15 protein-coding genes are annotated in these 18,285 nt (G+C 67.5%); 7 read left to right on the top strand and 8 right to left on the bottom strand.

The window, feature by feature from the left end; genetic code table 11:
• Window positions 1-657 precede the first annotated feature (657 nt).
• The gene (locus AC5LXX_RS24625) at window positions 658-2,049 is read left to right on the top strand and encodes a sigma-54 dependent transcriptional regulator (RefSeq protein WP_493411329.1); all 1,392 of its coding nucleotides are present in this window, start codon (window positions 658-660) and stop codon (window positions 2,047-2,049) included.
• A gap of 60 nt (window positions 2,050-2,109) precedes the next feature.
• Here AC5LXX_RS24625 and AC5LXX_RS24620 read toward each other — a convergent pair whose 3' ends face one another.
• The 6 genes from AC5LXX_RS24620 to AC5LXX_RS24595 all read right to left on the bottom strand — a co-directional run bounded on the left by AC5LXX_RS24620 (window position 2,110) and on the right by AC5LXX_RS24595 (window position 9,023).
• Window positions 2,110-4,596 (bottom strand): glycoside hydrolase family 2 protein, encoded by a 2,487-nt coding sequence (locus AC5LXX_RS24620; RefSeq protein WP_493411328.1) that lies wholly within the window; start codon window positions 4,594-4,596, stop codon window positions 2,110-2,112.
• A complete protein-coding gene (locus tag AC5LXX_RS24615; protein ID WP_493411327.1) occupies window positions 4,593-5,648 on the bottom strand; it encodes a DUF1839 family protein in 1,056 nt (351 codons plus the stop codon). Before AC5LXX_RS24615 ends, AC5LXX_RS24620 begins: the two co-directional genes overlap by 4 nt.
• Window positions 5,645-6,619: an amino acid--[acyl-carrier-protein] ligase gene (locus AC5LXX_RS24610; RefSeq protein ID WP_493411326.1), complete on the bottom strand. Its 975-nt coding sequence runs from the start codon at window positions 6,617-6,619 to the stop codon at window positions 5,645-5,647. The genes AC5LXX_RS24615 and AC5LXX_RS24610 overlap by 4 nt, the downstream gene beginning before the upstream one ends.
• A complete protein-coding gene (locus AC5LXX_RS24605; protein ID WP_493411325.1) occupies window positions 6,616-7,812 on the bottom strand; it encodes an acyl-CoA dehydrogenase family protein in 1,197 nt (398 codons plus the stop codon). Before AC5LXX_RS24605 ends, AC5LXX_RS24610 begins: the two co-directional genes overlap by 4 nt.
• Window positions 7,809-8,060, bottom strand: coding sequence for an acyl carrier protein (locus AC5LXX_RS24600; RefSeq protein ID WP_124447939.1), 252 nt, complete (start codon window positions 8,058-8,060; stop codon window positions 7,809-7,811). The genes AC5LXX_RS24605 and AC5LXX_RS24600 overlap by 4 nt, the downstream gene beginning before the upstream one ends.
• Window positions 8,061-8,240: 180 nt before the next feature.
• Window positions 8,241-9,023 (bottom strand): Crp/Fnr family transcriptional regulator, encoded by a 783-nt coding sequence (locus AC5LXX_RS24595; protein WP_493411324.1) that lies wholly within the window; start codon window positions 9,021-9,023, stop codon window positions 8,241-8,243.
• A gap of 919 nt (window positions 9,024-9,942) precedes the next feature.
• On the opposite strand from AC5LXX_RS24595, the gene AC5LXX_RS24590 reads away from it, so the two are divergent.
• The 5 genes from AC5LXX_RS24590 (at window position 9,943) to polX (ending at window position 16,089) form a co-directional block, all read left to right on the top strand.
• Complete coding sequence (locus tag AC5LXX_RS24590) at window positions 9,943-10,725, top strand: Crp/Fnr family transcriptional regulator (RefSeq protein ID WP_493411323.1); 783 nt, start codon at window positions 9,943-9,945, stop codon at window positions 10,723-10,725.
• Window positions 10,726-10,736: 11 nt separating this feature from the next.
• The gene (locus tag AC5LXX_RS24585; RefSeq protein WP_493411322.1) at window positions 10,737-12,143 is read left to right on the top strand and encodes an undecaprenyl-phosphate glucose phosphotransferase; all 1,407 of its coding nucleotides are present in this window, start codon (window positions 10,737-10,739) and stop codon (window positions 12,141-12,143) included.
• A 153-nt stretch (window positions 12,144-12,296) separates the two neighbouring features.
• Window positions 12,297-13,469 carry a glycosyltransferase family 4 protein gene (locus AC5LXX_RS24580; RefSeq protein ID WP_493411321.1) on the top strand — a complete coding sequence of 391 codons (1,173 nt, stop codon included), beginning with the start codon at window positions 12,297-12,299 and terminating at the stop codon, window positions 13,467-13,469.
• A gap of 302 nt (window positions 13,470-13,771) precedes the next feature.
• A complete protein-coding gene (locus AC5LXX_RS24575) occupies window positions 13,772-14,164 on the top strand; it encodes a TraR/DksA family transcriptional regulator (RefSeq protein ID WP_124447931.1) in 393 nt (130 codons plus the stop codon).
• A gap of 158 nt (window positions 14,165-14,322) precedes the next feature.
• The gene (gene polX / locus AC5LXX_RS24570) at window positions 14,323-16,089 is read left to right on the top strand and encodes a DNA polymerase/3'-5' exonuclease PolX (RefSeq protein WP_493411320.1); all 1,767 of its coding nucleotides are present in this window, start codon (window positions 14,323-14,325) and stop codon (window positions 16,087-16,089) included.
• Between the two features lie 54 nt (window positions 16,090-16,143).
• On the opposite strand, the gene ald is transcribed toward polX, so the two are convergent.
• Window positions 16,144-17,259, bottom strand: coding sequence for an alanine dehydrogenase (gene ald, locus AC5LXX_RS24565; RefSeq protein ID WP_493411319.1), 1,116 nt, complete (start codon window positions 17,257-17,259; stop codon window positions 16,144-16,146).
• Window positions 17,260-17,529: 270 nt separating this feature from the next.
• Here ald and AC5LXX_RS24560 point away from each other — a divergent pair, with 270 nt between their 5' ends.
• On the top strand, window positions 17,530-17,946 hold the full coding sequence (locus AC5LXX_RS24560; protein ID WP_493411318.1) for a DUF3995 domain-containing protein: 417 nt from the start codon (window positions 17,530-17,532) through the stop codon (window positions 17,944-17,946).
• Window positions 17,947-17,958: 12 nt separating this feature from the next.
• Here AC5LXX_RS24560 and AC5LXX_RS24555 read toward each other — a convergent pair whose 3' ends face one another.
• Window positions 17,959-18,147 carry a 2'-phosphotransferase gene (locus AC5LXX_RS24555; RefSeq protein WP_493411317.1) on the bottom strand — a complete coding sequence of 63 codons (189 nt, stop codon included), beginning with the start codon at window positions 18,145-18,147 and terminating at the stop codon, window positions 17,959-17,961.
• Window positions 18,148-18,285: the final 138 nt, after the last annotated feature.

Below are 18,285 nucleotides of genomic sequence, written 5' to 3'. Positions count from 1 at the left end.
CGGTTGGGCGGCCCGCGTGCCGTCCCAAGACGGTGCAGCCGGCCGGCAGTGTGCCCGATTATGCGGCGCGCGGCATACGGTGCCGGTATTTTTCCCGGATTTCGGCGAAAATTGCACGCAATCGATCGTGGCTATCTTGCGGAAAAGTAGTATTTGCCACTGATTGACGGGAATGCTCGGTGATAATCAAATCTCAGTGGCCAAACATGTGTCGCGCGTGGCGACGGGCTGCGTAACCGGTTGATTCAGGATTATCTTTTGGTAACAAGACCATCTCGAAACGGGGTGTAAATTCAAAAAGGAATGAAATGCGGCGGTCACTCCGCGAGCGGGTTGGCCGCCGTCCGGTTCGGCATCGGGCGCGACTGTCGTGTACGACGCGACGCACATGCGGACGGACGTTCCGTTTGCCGACGTGCCCGGCCTGACGGCGGGGCGCTTCAAAGCCGGAATGTCGTGGCTTCCGCAGCCGCGCGTTCCGTTCGAGTTCGATGACAACGAGGCCGGATGACATCCGGCTCGACCTCCGGGGGTTCTCGCCGTGTGCAGATTCGATCTTCGCCAAGGCTGCGGCAACGCAGCGCGGAAAGGCGGCCATGCGCCCCCGGCCGCAGCGCACGCGAACGGGTCGCGGAGTGGAGAAAGTGATGGTTCGTTATGAATATGCCAATAACGCGCGATAAGAGCGCCGGCGCGGAGAGCGGTAACGGCCAGCGTCCGCTGATTTACTGGACGCAGTCGCCGTCCGTGATGCTGCGAAAGGAACTGTCGCGCCGCGACTGGAAAGTGTCGATCGTCGCGCATGCGAACGAGTTGCGCGACACGTCCGGCGAAATCACCTGCGGCATTCTCGATCTCAGCGGCGGCCATGCCGATGCGATCGGCAGCATCGCGTCGACCTGCGCGTCGATGCGCGACGTCGTGTGGGTCGCGCTCGTCGACGTCGGCCAGACCGCGTCGCCGAACGTGCGTGCGCTGTTGCGCGACTATTGCTTCGACTACGTCACGTTGCCCGCGTCGCATCAGCGGATCGCCGATACGGTCGGCCATGCGTATGGCATGGAATGCCTGTTCGCACGCGACCGCGAACAGCTCGAATCGGAGGAGAAGGGCATCGTCGGCACGTGCAGTGCGATGCTGCGGCTGTTCGATACGGTGCGGCGGTTCGCGCGCACCGACGCACCGGTATTCGTGTTCGGCGAAACGGGCACCGGCAAGGAACTGACGGCCGTTGCGATCCATCGCCATTCGGAACGGCGCAGCGGCCCGTTCGTCGCGGTCAACTGCGGCGCGATTCCGCCGCACCTGCTGCAATCCGAGTTGTTCGGCTACGAGCGCGGCGCGTTTACCGGCGCGAACGCGCGCAAGATCGGCTATGTCGAAGCCGCGAACGGCGGCACGCTGCTGCTCGACGAAATCGGCGACCTGCCGCACGAGAGCCAGGCGAGCCTGCTGCGGTTTCTGCAGGAGCGCTCGATTCATCGTCTCGGCGGCAGCGATCCGGTGCCCGTCGATGTCCGGATCGTGTCGGCCACGCACGTCGACTTGCGCGACGCGATGGAGGAAGGCCGTTTTCGCGCCGACCTGTTCCACCGTCTGTGCGTGATGCGCATCGACCAGCCGCCGCTGCGTGCACGCGGCAAGGACATCGAACTGCTCGCGCACCACATGCTCGAGCGTTTCCGCGGCGACGCGCGCCATCGCGTGCGCGGGTTCTCGACCGATGCGATTACTGCACTGTACAAGCACGACTGGCCGGGCAATGTCCGCGAACTGATCAACCGCGTGCGCCGTGCAGTCGTGATGACGGAAGGGCGCCTGATCACCGCGCGCGATCTCGAACTCGAATACTGCCTCGATGCGGCGTCGCCGTCGGTGGCCGATATCCGCAAATCGATCGAGCGCGAGGCGATCGAAACCGCGTTGCTGCGTACGCGCGGCCGCGTCGCGGCGTCCGCGCGCGAGCTGGGCGTGTCGCGCGCGACGCTGTATCGCTGGATGGAGGCGTACGGCATCGAGCGGCCACGCGGCACGGGTTCATCCGACTGAGAGACTGGATCGAGACTGGATGGAACACGCTCGCGGCACGAGGCGGCCGCGAGCGTCACGTCAATCGGCCTGCGTGGCGCGCACCGCGCGCGCGGCATTCACTGCACGGATGTCCACCACCGGCGGCGCATGGTCGCCGGTTGCCGGGTCGTTTCCGGCCGCATGCAACGGAACGAGCGCGACACGCGCCGGCGTGCCGGGCGCGAGGTGGAACCAGTCGTCGCGCGGCACGAAGCCCGGCGCGTCGATCTGCACGTGGCGCGCGACGTGCCGTGTATCGATGTCGACGTGCCATGTGCTGCCGGCGCGCGACACGCACGCCTCGATCCCGAGTTCGCGGCGGGCCAGCACGGCCGGATGCGTGCGGGACGGGAAATGGAACGCCTGCGACAACAGCGTGCCGTCGTCGGCGCGCAATGTCGCGACGACGGTGTCGTGTTCGCAGGGCCCGAAGCGGTACGCATAGGTCCAGTCGAAGAAGCGGCCGAGCAGGTCGGCCGATCCGATCCGTATCGCGTCGTGCGCGGCGATCCGCACCGGGCAGCCGGCCCGCGCGACCGGCGTGCGGCCGTCGCGCAGCGCGATCAGCTCGACCGCCGCCGACAGCGGCACCGGGCGTTCGTTGACCACGTGCACGTCGAGCCCGTTCAGGCCTTCGTCGACGAGCAGCACCTGGACCGGCTGCAGCACCTGGCGCAGCGCGTACCACGCCGATTTCGGCCGGTGCGCGGCGTCGATCACGCCCCATCCGGCACCGGGCATCACGTCCTGGAACTGCCACACGAGCGCGCCGGCGCAGCGGGAGCCGCTGCGTCGCCATTCGGAGAACGTCTCGCGCATCAGGTCCGCGATCACCGCGCGCGACAGCTCGAAGTAGCGGGCCGGATCCTCGCGCCGCAGCCGGTCGGGCGTGACGTCGTACAGTGTCTGCAGATAGTGGTCGCGGATATCCTCGAAATCCCACGACGTGCCGGGGTCGCGCGGCACGGCTGCTTTCCAGCGCGGCTCATGCACGCCGGGCCAGCCGAGCGCCGCGAGCGTCGCATCGCACGGCAGGTTCGCGAATGCGAGGCATTCGCTCGCGAAACGCACATCCGCGCGCCGCGCGTCGTCGAGCGGACGCAGGTATGCGCCGACGCCGTAATAGTGCGACACGCGTTCGCGCGGCGTGAACGGCAGCACGCCGCCGTCGGGCGAATCGGGCACGTACGGGACGTCGGGGCGGCGCGCGGCCGCATGGCCGGCCAGCCGCTCGGCCGTCAGTTCGAGGAAGCGCTGCTTCGGCCCGAGCCCCGACATCGCGGCTTGTTGCGCGATCTCGCTCCCGCCGCACAGCACCGCAAGCGAAGGCGAGGCGCCGAGGCGTGCAAGAAACTGATCGGCTTCGCGATCGATGTCGTTGGCGAACGCGGGATCGTCGAGCGCGTAGTCGAAGTTCGCGAACATGAAGTCCTGCCAGACCAGCAGTCCGAGCCGGTCGCACCACGCGTGGAACGCGTCGGACTCGTAGGTCATCGTGCCGCCGACGCGGATCATGTTGAAGCCGGCGTCGCGTGCGAGCCCGAGCAGGCGGCCGTAGGTCGTGTCGTCCGCGTGCAGCGCGAGCGGGGCGGCGCTGCTCCAGCAGGCGCCGCGCGCGAACACCGGTACGCCGTTGATGCGCAGTCCGAAACCCTTGCCGTCGGCGCCGCCGTCGACCTCGATCGTGCGGAAGCCGGTCGAGCCGAGCGGCCGCCGTTCGTCGCCGAGATGCAGCGTAATCTCATAGAGTGCGGGCTCGCCGTGCGTATGCGGCCACCAGCGGCGCACGTTGGGGACCGCGACGCTCGCGCGCAGCCGGTCGGCGCCGGCGCGTTCGAGCGTCGCTTGATGTTCTCCGCATGAAAGCCGCGCGGCGAGGTTCGTGGGCAGCGGCGCGGCGAACGTCAGCTCCACGTCGAGCCAGCCCGTGTCGCCTTCGACGCGCGCCTGCAGGCGGGATTCGGCCAGGACGGGGCCGTCGGCCGGATTGAGCACGTCGACTGGCCGCCACGGGCCGGCCGGGACGTATGGCGGGAACCAGCCCGGCATGTGCCCGAACAGCGACGAGCGGACCGTGCGCAGCGCGGCCGGCTCGGCGAGCCGCGTACGCCAGCGCGCCCGTCGCGGCGCGCGCGCGTCGCGCAGGTGCGGCGCGAGCGCACGGAAGCAGAGCGTCAACCGGTGCGTGCCGTCGAGCGAGACGGGCACGTCGTGCGCGACGAACATGCTGTCGGAGCGGAGGATCGGCGTGTCGTCGAGCCAGGCTTGCGCGAGCGTCGCGAGGCCGTGGAAGCGCAGCACGCGCGGTCCGTGCCCGCGCAGTGCGATCCGGTACCAGTGGTCGCGCTCGTCGAGCGACGGGGCGTCGCCGGGCCGGCCGGCCAGCACGAGCGCCTGCGCAACCGTGCCGGGCACGGGCGCCGCGACCCAGCCGCCGTCATCGGCCGGAAGGTCGCGCGGTTCCCGTACGGCGCCTGCGGCCGTCGCGAGCATCGACCACGCAGGCAGGGCACGCGCGCGCGTCACCGCATGGCCGGCACGGGTGCCGTGTCGCTGCGCACCGGCGCGACATGCCGCAGCGGTGCGCCGATCTGCCGTGCGCAGGCGACGAGGTCGGCATACGCGGCTTCGATTGCCTCGAGCGTCGAATCGCCGCGTTCTTCCTTGCCGCGCGCGCAGGCACGCGCGAGCCGGAATTCCAGCACCATCGCTTCGGACGCGATGCGATCGCACGCGGCGCGGATCTCGGCGAACGGCCCGACGCAGCCGCTGGCCTGCAGCCAGCGCGCGTAATGGCCGAACAATTCGAAATTCGCGCCGAGCTGCCGCACCGAATTGAACGAGTACGCATGGAAGTGCTCGAGCGGCGCATCGGCGAGGGTGCGCGCGTCGATCTGCAACTGCCGTCGGAAGGCGGCGATCGGATTGACGACCGGCAGGCGCCGCAGGTGACGCTGCAGAGCGACGAGCGACGCGTCGCAAAGTGCGCGCTCGTCGAGCGGCGTAAACCGCCGCTTCGCGCATTCGACGTACGGCGGCAACGTCATCGGCGAACTGCCGCCGACGAGCCCGTTGTAGTCGAAATCCTCGGCCACGTAGTAGCCGCTGTTGTGGAAATAGCCGATCTGGTGCTTCACGCGGTCGATGGCGTCGATGCCGATCGTCGTCTTCGTGTGTTGCGTGCGGTAGCTGCTGCCGCGCGTGTCGGGCAGGAACCACGCGTCGACCTCGACGATCATCAGGTGGCCGCGCGCGACCTGCGTCTCGATGTGCCGGTCGAGCGGCTCGTAGATCGAATGTTCCTGCACGACGATCCCGTAGAGCCGCTCCAGTTCGTCGTGCGGAAACTTGAAGAACGTGAACTGGTCGCCCTCGAAATCAAGCGCGATCGTAAACGGTAGCGCTGCGTACGGATTCAGGCCCCACCAGCGGAGCACCTCGAGCCACATGTCGACGTAGCAGTTGGTCTGCTTCCAGACCATCTCCTGACTGTGCAGCGGGTGCGGCCGGTAGTGGCGTGCGCGGTGGCGCACATCCTCGAACGACGCGTCTTCCCCGTCGCGCGAAACGAACCTCATCGCGTGCCCCACAGTACGTCGCGCACCGCTTGCGGCCACGCATCGATGTCGAAGCCGTGATGGCGGAACAACGCGAGCGTGAGCCGTTCGAGGCCGAAGCCGACGCAGCCCGTGTGCGCGACGTCGTCCGTCGCGGTGCGGATGTTCCACAGCAGGCCGAAATGGTCCATGTGGTAGTTGAAGCTCAGGCATGCGGTCTGGCGGCCGTCGTGCTCGATCGGGATCAGCAGCTCGAACTTCAGGTTCTGCTCGCGTTGGCTGTTCGCGACGATCTTGCCGCCGCGCCCGAAGAACGGATCGTTCGCGAGATCGATCGCATTCGGCAGGTGCAACGCGTCGATCATCCGCGTGCCGCGCTCGATCCACGTTTCGCGGAACGCGACGATCTGTTCGGGCGTGCCGATCCGCACGTACTCGCGCATCCGGAACAGCTGCATGCGGGTCGGGTCGAGCGACGGCTCGTGACGGAAGCAGTACGAGAACACGTCGACGATCCGGCCGTCGGCGGGCAGCGCGCCCGCGCGTGCGACGACCGGATAGACGGGGTAGCACGCGGCCGGCGTCATCACGACGTAGGTCGGCTTCTGGCTTTCGGTCCAGTCGTCGCCGCGATCGAGGCACTGCAGCACGCGCTGGTGCTGGCGTTCGTCGCCGCAGAACGCATGCACGCTGCCGGCGAGCTGCGGGAAGCTTTTCATGTATTCGCTGCGCTCGAACTCGGTGCGGCTCATCGCCGGCGGGAAGCGCAGCACTTCGGCCTGCTGGTCGGCGCCGATGCGCGTGACGAATGCGTCGAGCGCTTCGACCACGCGCTCGAATCGCTCGCTGCGGCCGAACAGGCCCTGGATGCCGGTCGAGACCAGCAGGCCCGCGTCGATCAGTTCGTCGCGCAGCGGGTTGACGCCTGCGCGGTCGAGCGGCGCGTCGGCGGGAGTGGAGGCGGCGGAGGGCACGGCGAGGCGGTCGTTCACGAATGTTTCTCCAGCGTCGCAGGACGCAGCGCGAGCAGCAGGCTCGCAGTATTGGCGGCAATGCGGTCGTTGCTGATCATCAGCGGCGCCGCGAGCAGGTCGCGCAGGTGGCGGCCGATGCTGAACGGCGTGCCTTGCTTGTAGCCGGCCATCCCGCAGATCATCATCGCCTGGTGCGCGACTTCGAGCGCGGTCGTCGACACGTAGGTCTTCAGCGTGTTGATTTCGGCGGCCCGGGCCATGCCGGCCGACCATGAGCTCGACGACGCGTTCGCATGGATGCGCAGCACGGCGTCGACACGGGCCTGCATCGCCTGCATCAGCGCGAGCGATTCGGCGATGCGTCGCGCCGCGGGCGACGGCGCGCCGTCGGTCTGGCGTGCCTGTGCACGGAAAAACTGGTGCGCGCGATGGAACGCGTCGCCGGCCACGCCGATCCATACCGCGGCCCACAGGATGTGCGAGACCGGCACCATCGTTTCTTCGGCGATCTTCGCGAACGGGACCGGCAGGCACTGGACGGCGGCGCCCTGCGCATCGAGCACGAAGCCGTTGCTGCAGGTGCCGCGCATTCCCAGCGTGTCCCATTCGCCGCGGCGCGTGAGCGTGTAGCCGTCGCGCAGCAGCGTGACGAGCACCTGCTCAGAAGCCGGTGCGTCGGCATCGCGTCGTGCGGTCGCGAGGATGCCGTCCGCGTAGTCGCCGTACGAGATCGTCGGCGCGGATTTGCGCAGCCGGAACCCGCCGCCGTCGGTTTCGAGCGCGCACTGGCTCGCGCGCAGATTGCCGCCGACGCCGTCTTCCGATGTGGCCGACGCGAGCAGCCACTGGTGGCGCACGAGCTGCTGCAGGAACAGCTTGTGCCAGCCCTGGTCGGCGGCATGGTCGACGATGCAGGCGACCTGGATCTGGTGCATCGCGAACACCATTGCCGACGACGCGCAGGCCTGGCCGAGGATCGAGCAGGCCGACGCGATGTCTTCCAGCGACGCGCCCGCGCCGCCGAGATGGGTCGGCACCATCGCGCCGAGCAGCCGGCGCGCGCGCATCGCCTCGATCGCCTCGACGGGGCAGCGCGCGTCGCGATCGACCGCATCCGCATGCTGCGCGGCGATTTGTGCGACGGCGTGCGCGGCCTCGTCGAGCCGATGCGATGCGCTGTCGGCCGCGAGTTCGGGAAGCAGCGCGCTCATGCGGAGTGCTCGGTGCGTTGCAGTGTGGCGATCGTGGCCGCGAGTGCGTCGATGCTGCGGAACAGGTTGCGGTTCAGCATCTCGTCGGGAATCTCGATGTCGAACTGCTTCTCGATCGCGAGCATCAGCTGGATCGTGTCGAGCGAGGAGAGGCCCGCTTCGTAGAGGTCGTCCCCGTCGCCGATCGAATCGATCGCGGCTTCGAGGTGGGCGACGTGCTTGAGGATGGTTCTGATTTCGTTTTTCACGTGCTGCTCCGGCGTGCGTGGTGTCGTCCGCTCGGGCAGACGCGCGATGTGCGCTGACGTCCCCCCGGCAGTCCGGCATCAGTAGACCATTGGCAGGCACGGCGTTCTGTTCGCCACCCTACAAACCGCTGACCTGGTGTGCTCGCGGCGCCGAGGCACTGCGCCGGGCCGCTCCGTCGATCACGCGCGCGATGCGGCCGGCACGCCGGAATCGGCGGAGAGAATGCGCTTCATTTCGTCGCGCACGATCGCGCGGCAGCCGCACGACATCTTTTCGAGGCCGTCGAGGTCGGCGAGCTCGATCGAGCTGCGGTATTGACGGATCAGGCCGAGCTTCTGGATCTCGCCCGCGGCATCTGTGACGGTTTCGCGCCGCACGCCGAGCATCTGCGCGAGCATGCTGTGCGTCACCTGGATCTCGATGCTGCGCGTACGGTCGTACGCCAGCAGGAACCATCTGCATAACTGATGTTTCAGCACGTGATGCCGGCTGCAGAACGTGATCTGCGCCACCTGCGCCATCAGCAGCCGCACGCAGACGAACACGAGATGGCGGATCATCGGCGATGCGTCGAACGCGGCGGAGAATACGCGCCGGTCGAGCCGGTAGACGAAGCCGTCGCGGCAGGCCACCGCACGGCACGGCATCCGGCCGCTGCCGCCGATCACGTCGTCGCAGACCACGCTCTCGCTGCCGATCTCCGCAACCTCCAGCGTCATGCCGCCGGACGACACGTACTGCAGCGAGATCGCCGTCGTGACGGGGAGGTACACCGCGGTGAGCATCTCGCCGGGTTCGCACAGCACTTGCCCCGATTTCAGGTGGACGAGCTGAAGCTGGGGCGCCAGCGTGGCAAGTTCGTCGCGGTCGATGGCCGCGAGAAACCGGTTGGCATCGAAGCTGTGGGAAAGCTCGATCATGCCGTTCGCGTAGGCGACGGCGTCGTTGGCCTGGAAGGTCACGGCACATCCTCGTAGGGTGGCGGTCGCGCGTCGTCGCGGCGATCCCGGGGAAACGGGAATTAGCACGATCGTGCGGACTTGTGTTCATCGAAAATCGAATGACGATGCGGTAAAAAGGCTAGCACGCGATTGAATCCAATCAGTTTCACATTACGTCATTTCACAAAGTTTGACGATTTTGCTCGAGCGGAAACTTCATGTGAATTTAATGATTCATTCGCGTCGAATTAATCATTCGGAAACGGAATGCTGTCCGGATCGGACATTCAGGGCGGATCGGGAATCAATCGGATGACGCTGCGCATCGTACGCGAAAATCATCGGGCGGACATTGAACATTATTTGACAAATAAACGGGGCTCGCCTGAATGTCATTAATAATCAATGGTGTGCGTGCGAAATGTGCGTTGGGTTACAGAGCGGGAAGTGCGTGTGCCGATTCAATTTTGAGACAGTTTCAAACGAGCGTGTGTGGCGCTGCAGCGCCGGGAAGTGGCGTCCGAGACATCACGGAAACAATTGAAAAACGGCTGTAAGTATTTGAACGATAAGCCTCATGGTTCCGATTCCATTGCCCCGATTCCTTACATCTGAATTGATCAGTCAAATCACAGGCTGTGTCCGTCGCCCGCAGAGTGTCCGGAAATGAGACGTTTTTTATGTGGCGAGGTCGAATATTCGGGCGATCTAAATCAAGCGTGATTCATATATTAAGGATGGACGGGTATTGGCACGTAAATCGCTTATTCGAATTCGCGCGTCGAAACGGGACGTCGACTCGATCCGGCGATAACAAGCCGATGACCAGTCGGAATCAGGGTTGTGGGCCGCAACCACTGTCAACGTCCGGGCGCGCATCGCGATAACGAGTTCCGTGCTTGCGGCTGCACGCGGCACGGACAATAAAAGGGATACAGACATGCTTCATCTTCACTCGAGCTACACGGCGAACGCCATCCTCGATGCCCTCCCGGAGGACAGCATTCGCACCATCGCACCGCATCTGGAACTGGTCCGGATCAAGGCCGGGATGCTCGACCGGGTCGGTGAGCCGATGCGCCATCTGTATTTTCCGACGACGTCGATGATGTCGGTGCAGCACCTGATGGAAGACGGTGCGATGGTCGAGGTGGCGGTGGTCGGCCGCGAAGGCGTGGTCGGCCTCGGGACGCTGGTCGGCGGCGTCGCGGCGTCGAGCCGGGTCGAGGTGCGCATCGGCGGGATGGCGTATCGCGTGCCGAGCTGCGTGATGCGTGCCGAATTCGAGCGATCGCCGCAGACGTACCGGCTGCTGCTCAACTACTGCCAGGCGACGATGGCGCAGATTTCGCGCAGCGCGCTGTGCAACCGGCATCACTCGGTCAGCGAGCAGTTGAGCCGCTGGCTGCTGCTCGCGCACGACCGCATCGACGGCGACGAACTGCCCGTCACGCAGCAGACGATCGCGAACATGCTCGGCGTGCGGCGCGAAGGCGTGACGGAGGCGGCCGGCAACCTGCAGGAAGCCGGGCTGATCCGGCAGCGCCGCGGCCGCATCACGGTGCTCGACCGCGACGGTCTCGAACATCACGCGTGTGAATGCTACGACCTGATTCGAGCCGACTATCGCCGCTTGCTCGGGGCGCGCGGGAATACGAGGCAGGCGCCGCTTCGCCCGCGCATGCCGGAGGTGCGTGGCGGATTCCCGGCACATGGTGCGTAACGATGCAGTCGATGTCCGGTGGAACGAATACGATGCGGCGCGCCGCGATCGCGGCGGTCGACGTCGTGCTCGTCCTGGCGGGGGCGCTTGCGGCACAGGCGGCATCCGGCCTGGCGTGGCGCGAGCTGTCCGATGCGCAGCGCGGCGCGATCGCGCTGCTGTGCGTGCTGACGGTGGCGCTGCTGCCGCGCTACCTGCGCACCGTGCGCGGCGGCGTGGCGGTGCAGGGCGGCGCGCACGTGCTGACGCAGACGCTGGTGGCGGTCGTCTGCGCGAGCGTGCTGACGGTGGCCGGCACGATGTGGATCATGAATCGCGGCGGCACGGTTACGACACGCTGGATCGTGCGCACGGTGCTGGCCGGCGACGCGACGTTGCTGCTCGGCCGTGCCGCGCTGCTGGCATGGGTGCTGACGCGCAACGACCCGCGGGCGCGGCAACGCCGTGTTGCCGTGGTCGGCGCAACGGCATACGGGCGCGTGGCGGTCGAGCGGATGCAGCTCGCCCCGAACGGCCCTTTCGTGGCAGCGTGCGTCTTCGATGACGACGCGCCGGCCGCCGCGGGCGGCATCGGCGGCGTGCCGGTGATCGATGACTGGACCGCGTTGCGCGACATGATTCGCGGCGGCGAGATCGACGAGGTGTGGCTCACGCTGCCGATGTCGCACGAATGGCGGATCCAGCGCATCGTGCGCGAGTTGCGCGACGAATTCGTCGAACTGAGGCTGTTGCCCGACGTGCGGCAGATGGCGGTCGTCGATCGCTCCGCGACCGACGTGCTCGGCATGCCGGCGATCAATCTCGCGACCACGCCGAGCTCCGCGCCGGAGCTGTGGGCGAAGTTCGCGTTCGACCGGCTGTTCGCGTTCGGCGTGCTGATTCCGTTGCTGCCGCTGCTGTCGATGCTGGCGGTCGCGGTCAAGCTGTCGTCGCCGGGGCCCGTGCTGTTCAGGCAGCGCCGCAAGGGCGTGGACGGCCGCGAGTTCGACATCCTGAAGTTCCGCACGATGCGCGTGCATCGCTCGCAGCCGGGCGTCGTGCGGCAGGCGTCGCGCAACGATGCGCGCATCACGCGCGTCGGTGCGTTCCTGCGGCGCACGTCGCTCGACGAGCTGCCGCAGTTCTTCAACGTGCTGTTCGGTCAGATGTCGGTCGTCGGGCCGCGCCCGCACGCGATCGAGCACGACGATCTCTACCGGCAACTGATCGACTGCTACATGTACCGCTATCGCGTGCGTCCGGGCATCACCGGATGGGCGCAGGTGAACGGCTATCGCGGCGAGACGCGCAAGGTCGAGGCGATGGCGGCCCGCGTGAAGTTCGATCTCTTCTACATGCAGAACTGGAGCTTCTGGTTCGACATGAAGATCATCCTGCTGACGATCCTACGCGGCTTCATCGGGCGCAACGCTTTCTGAGGATAGCGAAGCGTCCGGAAAGCCGTGCGTTGTGCGGTCGAACGTACCGACCGGAACGACGGCGGCAGACACACTGACTGCACATCAGCATTCCGCGCCGCGGAGTGTCCGGCGGCGCTTCGTCGCGCCGCAGCCATCGGAACAGTCACGATCATGTCAACGTCGATTCGGGAGCGAAGCGCACCGGTACTTCAGGAAGCGCGCGCGGAACGGGGCGTCGGCACAGCCGCGCACACCGTGCGGCTGCGCCGCCTCGCAATCAACGGGAAATTCACCGCGCAGCGCATGACGGGCGTCCAGCGCGCCGCATACGAACTGACTGCCGAACTCGCGCGCATCGCGAATGCCGGCGACGAACCGTCGCTCGTCGTGCCGTCCGATCACGATCCGGCGGCGATGCCGGCCGGCGTGCGGTCGCAGACCAGCGGGCGACGGCGCGGCCCGCTGTGGGAACAATGGACGCTGCCGCGCACGACACGCGGCCGGACGCTGCTGAGCTTGTGCAACATCGGCCCGCTGACGAAGCGCGATCAGCTGCTGATGATCCACGATGCGGCAATCTTCGATCTGCCGGCCGGCTATTCGCTCGCGTTTCGTCTGTGGTACCGCTTCGCGTTCTCGATCCTGAAGCGGCGCGCCCGCCATATCGTGACGGTGTCGCATTTTTCGCGGGCGCGGCTCGCCGCGCGGCTCGGCGTGCCGCCGGCACGCCTGTCCGTCGTGCCGGGTGCCGTCGACCATATCGACCGGATCGATGCCGATCGCGGTGTGCTGTCGCGCCTGGATCTCGAGACGGACGGCTACGTGCTGTTCGTCGGGTCGCTCGCGCCAGGCAAGAATCTCGTGCGCGCGCTGGCCGCGATCGCGTTGATGCGGGCGTCGCACCCGACGTTGCGCTTCGTGATCGCGGGCGGCGCCAATGCAAAGATATTCGGTGTGCGTGAAGCTGGCCTGCGCGAAGACGATCCGTACGTCACGTGGGCCGGTTATGTGACTGACGGCGAGCTGAAGGCGCTGTACGAACACGCGGGATGCTTCGTTTTTCCGTCGTTGTACGAAGGATTTGGCCTGCCGCCGCTCGAGGCGATGCGGTGCGGTTGCCCCGTCATCGTGTCGCACGAGGGTTCGCTGCCGGAAGTCTGCAGCGGGGCGGCGCTGTTCTGCGATGCCTATTCGCCCCCGGATATCGCTGCGTCGATCGCTCGCGTGATGGACGATCCCGAACTGCGTGCGCGGCTGCGCACGATGGGCCGCGAGCATGCGCAGCAGTACAGCTGGCAGCGCTCGGCGCGCGCGTTGCTCGAGATCGTCCGTGCCGATGCCTGACGGGCGCTGACGCCGTCCGGCCCGACGGCACGATCGATACCGGCAGTGTCTGCGTCGGACGAAACCGGCGTGGACGCGTTTTCGCGTCCGTCCCCGATTTTCGGGCGCGCGGCCGGCAAGCTGATTCGGGTCAACACACGCGTGTTCAATGGGTTTATCCTGCGTCGAATGCGTCCTGCGCTTCGTGCTGCCGGGCGCACCCCCGGACGTGCGGCGCAGGCGGTGACGCCTTTGCGCCGCGCACCGGCGCGACACCGCGCGCCGCACTTTTTCGCGCGGAACCCGGAACAGGAGACACGGCCATGGCGCTCGACCAACAACAATGGCAGACGCTGAAACAGCGGCTGAACGAGAGCGAGCAGGCGCTGCGTGCGGAGATCCGCACGAGCGAGGACCATCGCGCGTCGGAATCCTATGCGGACCTTGCCGGCGCGGCGCCCGACGAGGGCGACGAGGCGAACGCGGATCTGTTCGTCGACGTCGATCATGCATTGATCGGCATGAAGCTGACCGAACTGCGTGCAATCGGCCGCGCCCAGCAGCGGATGCGCGACGGCAGCTACGGCGAATGCATCGATTGCGACGGCTCGGTGGGCTACGAGCGCCTGCTGGCGCGCCCGAGCGCCGAACGCTGCACGCATTGCCAGTCGATCTACGAGCGGCAATACGCCACGACACCGCGCGCCTCCCTCTGACGTCGCGGCCGCAACGGCGCTGCGCGCGCTGCGCGGCGGGCGTACGATGAAGGCAGTGCGCCCGCGGCGTCGACATGCTCTGACACGCGGTGCCGGGCGCGCAGACGCCGCCGCGCCGGCGCACGGCGCCATCCACGTGGAAGGGAGCCACGCCGACCATGCCGATCCACAATGCCGAGTGCGCGGCCGTGTTCGCCGAGATCGCCGACATGCTCGAGATCCAGGGTGCCAATCCGTTCCGCGTGCGGGCCTACCGCAACGCTGCACGGACGATTGCCGACTACGGCCGCGATATCCCGACGATGATCGCGCACGGCGACGATCTCGGCAAGATTCCGTCGATCGGGGCCGATCTCGCGTCGAAGCTGCGCGAGATCGCCGCGACCGGCACCTGCGAACTGCAGCAAACGCTGCGCCATGCGTTGCCGGGCGCGATCGTCGAGTTGCTCGACGTGCCGGGGCTGGGCGCGAAACGCGTGAAGGCGCTGCATGATGCGCTGCACGTCGATTCGCTCGAACAGCTGCGGGCCGAAGCGAAGAACGGGCACGTACGCGAACTGCCGGGCTTCGGCGCGAAAACCGAAGCCCATCTGCTCGACGCGATCGACGATCGCCTGCAGCGCGAACCGCAACGCTTCCTGCTGCCCGATGCCACGCAATCGCTGATGCCGTTGCTCGACCGCCTGCGCGCGGTCGCGGGCGTCGGCAACGCCGTGCCGGCCGGCAGTTTCCGCCGTCGCCGCGAAACCGTCGGCGATCTCGACATTCTCGTCACCGCACGCGACCCGGCCGCCGTCGCCGATGCGTTCGTCGGCTACGGTGACGTGGCGCGCGTGCTCGCGCACGGCAAGACGAAGTCGAGCGTCGTGCTCGCGAGCGGGTTGCAGGTCGACCTGCGCGTCGTCGATGCCGATGCGTTCGGCGCGGCACTCGTCTATTTCACGGGATCGAAGGCGCACAACATCGCACTGCGCAGGATCGCCCAGGCCGGCGGGTTGAAGATCAACGAATACGGCGTGTTTCGCGGCGACGAGCGGATCGCCGGCGACACGGAGGCGTCGGTCTACGCCGCCATCGGGCTGCACGAGGTGCCGCCCGAATTGCGCGAGAATCGCGGGGAGATCGACGCGTCGCGCGCCGGCACGCTGCCGGCGCTGATCGAGCGCAAGCATCTCCACGGCGACCTGCATGCGCATACCGACGCGTCGGCCGGCCGCGACAGCCTGCGCGCGATGGCGGAGGCAGCCCGTGCGCGCGGGCTCGCGTATCTGGCCGTGACCGACCGCGCGCCGAACGCCGGCCGCAGGCGCAGCGATTTCGACTGGCTCGCGCGGCAGCTCGACGAGATCGATCGGGTCAATGCGTCTTTCGACGATTTCGTGCTGCTCAAGGGCGTGGAAGCCGGCATTCACGAGGACGGCAGCCTCGACGTGCCCGATGCGATGCTCGGCCGGCTCGATCTCGTGGTCGGCGCGGTACGCGACGGCTTCGACCTGTCGCGCGACGCGCAGACCGATCGCATGCTGCGCGCGATGGACCATCCGCATTTCACGATTCTCGCGCACCCGACCGGCCGTGTGCTCGGCGAGCGCGATGCATGCGAACTCGACGTGCCGCGCGTGATCGCGCAGGCCGCGGCGCGCGGCTGCTTCGTCGAACTCGATGCACAGCCGCGGCGGCTCGATCTGCCCGACATCTGGTGCCGGGAGGCCGCGAAGGCCGGCGTGCCGGTCGCGATCGGCTCGGATGCATGCAGCGCCGGCGAACTCGACAACCTCGCGTACGGCGTCGATCAGGCACGGCGCGGCTGGCTGACGCGGCCCGACGTGCTGAACACGCGCACGCTCGCGCAACTGCGGCCGTTGCTGGCACGGACGATGGGCAAGGGCAGCGGGACGAAGCGGAACCGGTCGAAGGGCGCGTGAGCGCGGCCGGCAGGGTCATGCCGCCCGCCGCGCGTTCACGTCATGCCGGCAGGGTCATGCGAGCACGCCAGTCGCCGGCACATAAGGCAGGCCGAGCGCCTGCGCGACCGCTTCGTACGTGATGTGCCCGTCGCAGACGTTGAGGCCCGCGCGCAGATGGGGATCGTCGGTCATGGCCTGCTTCCAGCCCTTGTCGGCGAGCGCGAGCGCATGCCCGAGCGTCGCGTTGTTCAGCGCGAAGGTCGACGTGCGCGCGACCGCGCCGGGCATGTTCGCGACGCAGTAGTGCACGACGCCGTCGACGACGAAGGTCGGGTCCGCATGCGTCGTCGCATGCGAGGTCTCGAAGCAGCCGCCCTGGTCGATCGCGACGTCGACGACGACCGCGCCCGTGCGCATCGTCGCGATCATGTCGCGCGTGACGAGCCGCGGCGCCGATGCGCCCGGCACGAGCACCGCACCGATCACGACGTCGGCATCGCGCACGGCTTCGTCGACCGTATGTGCATTCGAACAGACGGTCGCGATCCGGTTGGCGAACACGAGGTCGAGCTGGCGCAACCGGTTCACGTTGTTGTCGAGCACGGTGACGCGCGCGCCGAGGCCGACCGCCATCTGCAGCGCACCGGTGCCCACCACACCCGCGCCGAGCACGACGACGTGCGCGGCCGGCACGCCGGGTACGCCGGCCATCAGCAGGCCGCGGCCGCCGCGCGGGCTTTCGAGGTGGGTTGCCGCGACCTGGATCGACATGCGTCCGGCCACTTCGCTCATCGGCGCGAGCAGCGGCAAGCCGCCGCCGGGACCCGTCACGGTTTCGTACGCGATGCAGACCGCGCCGGATTCCACGAGCGCGGCGGCCTGGCCGGGATCGGGCGCGAGATGCAGATACGTATAGAGGATCTGGCCGCGCCGCAGCATCGCGCATTCGGCCGGCTGCGGCTCCTTGACCTTGACGATCATGTCGGCGCGCGCGAAGACTTCGTCGGCGTCGTCGCTAAGCGACGCGCCGGCGGCCGTGTAGTCGTCGTCGAGCAGGCCGATCGCGGTGCCCGCGCCGCGCTGCACGAGCACGCGATGGCCGTGCCGCACGAGTTCGTGCGCGCTGGCCGGCGTGAGGCCGACGCGATATTCGTGGTTCTTGATCTCCTTCGGCACACCGATCAGCATGAGTCGCCTCCATGGCCTTCGTTATCGTTGTCGTGCGAGCGGCATGCCGACCGCAGTACTGGAATAACAGGGTAGTAGCGCGCCAAGGGAAGTCAAGCGGCCGGCCCGTGCGGTAGTCGCGCGCACTGCATCGCACCATGCGCTGCGACGGGTTGCGACCGGACGTCGCAATGCACGCGATGCCGGGTTTCGGTATCGTCATGCGTGGCGCGGGCCGGGGCCGCGTGCCGGGTCCTTCCGGCAGAACAACAAGACAAGGACACTACCGACATGACCGGTGCGTATTTCAGCGTGCCGACGCTTTGTGCGATCGCGCTCGTACATGCCTACTGGGCGTTGGGCGGGCGGCTCGGCAAGCGTGCGGCGATTCCGGAACAGGATGGCGTGCCGCTGCTGCGGCCGACCGCCATCGGCACGCTTGCTGTCGCGGCGGCGCTGTTGGGCGGCGCGTGCGTGGTGGCCGCGCGTGCCGGCTGGCTGGGGCGCAACGCGTATCCCAATGCGATCGCGTTCGCGGTCGTTGCGTTCGCACTGATCTTCGCGGTGCGCGCCGTCGGCGATTTCCGTTACGTCGGCTTCTTCAAGCGGATTCGCGGGTCGCGTTTCGCGCGGATGGATTCGCTGTGTTACTCGCCGCTGTGTGCGGCACTGGCGCTGTCGATCGCGTCGATGTTCTGGCCGTGGTGACGGGCGGGCGATTCAGCCCGCCTGCGTATCGATCGGCGTGATGCATTCGGCCGGCACGGCATCGGTCAGCCAGACGCCGTTTTCGGCGACAAGGAACGTGTGGTCCTGCAGGTGCATGCGCGGCGCATCGACCTCGAGCATCACCGACACGCCGTAGCGCGCGCCGACTGCCCGTGCTGTCCGGATGTCGGCCGACGCCATCACGCGGTGCCGCGTCGCTGGACAGAGACAGCCATCTGACATCTCCAGCGCGGAACAAACGCCTGTCCGCTGCCTTCATCCGTCTGCCATTGCGCCATCCTTGCGCATTCCGGCTTCCTGATTTTTTGATTGTTGCGA

It is taken from the genome of Burkholderia torrens (assembly GCF_984668525.1).
Note: the sequence above shows the minus strand (reverse complement) of the source record. Positions and strands in the feature narration are given on the sequence as shown.

Coding starts and splice junctions, on each gene's coding strand:
- AC5LXX_RS24625 (WP_493411329.1), top strand. CDS start 658: ATGAATATGCCAATAACGCGCGATAAGAGCGCCGGCGCGGAGAGCGGT.
- AC5LXX_RS24615 (WP_493411327.1), bottom strand. CDS start 5,648: ATGAGGTTCGTTTCGCGCGACGGGGAAGACGCGTCGTTCGAGGATGTG.
- AC5LXX_RS24605 (WP_493411325.1), bottom strand. CDS start 7,812: ATGAGCGCGCTGCTTCCCGAACTCGCGGCCGACAGCGCATCGCATCGG.
- AC5LXX_RS24590 (WP_493411323.1), top strand. CDS start 9,943: ATGCTTCATCTTCACTCGAGCTACACGGCGAACGCCATCCTCGATGCC.
- AC5LXX_RS24585 (WP_493411322.1), top strand. CDS start 10,737: ATGTCCGGTGGAACGAATACGATGCGGCGCGCCGCGATCGCGGCGGTC.
- AC5LXX_RS24580 (WP_493411321.1), top strand. CDS start 12,297: ATGTCAACGTCGATTCGGGAGCGAAGCGCACCGGTACTTCAGGAAGCG.
- AC5LXX_RS24575 (WP_124447931.1), top strand. CDS start 13,772: ATGGCGCTCGACCAACAACAATGGCAGACGCTGAAACAGCGGCTGAAC.
- polX (WP_493411320.1), top strand. CDS start 14,323: ATGCCGATCCACAATGCCGAGTGCGCGGCCGTGTTCGCCGAGATCGCC.
- ald (WP_493411319.1), bottom strand. CDS start 17,259: ATGCTGATCGGTGTGCCGAAGGAGATCAAGAACCACGAATATCGCGTC.
- AC5LXX_RS24560 (WP_493411318.1), top strand. CDS start 17,530: ATGACCGGTGCGTATTTCAGCGTGCCGACGCTTTGTGCGATCGCGCTC.
- AC5LXX_RS24555 (WP_493411317.1), bottom strand. CDS start 18,147: ATGGCGTCGGCCGACATCCGGACAGCACGGGCAGTCGGCGCGCGCTAC.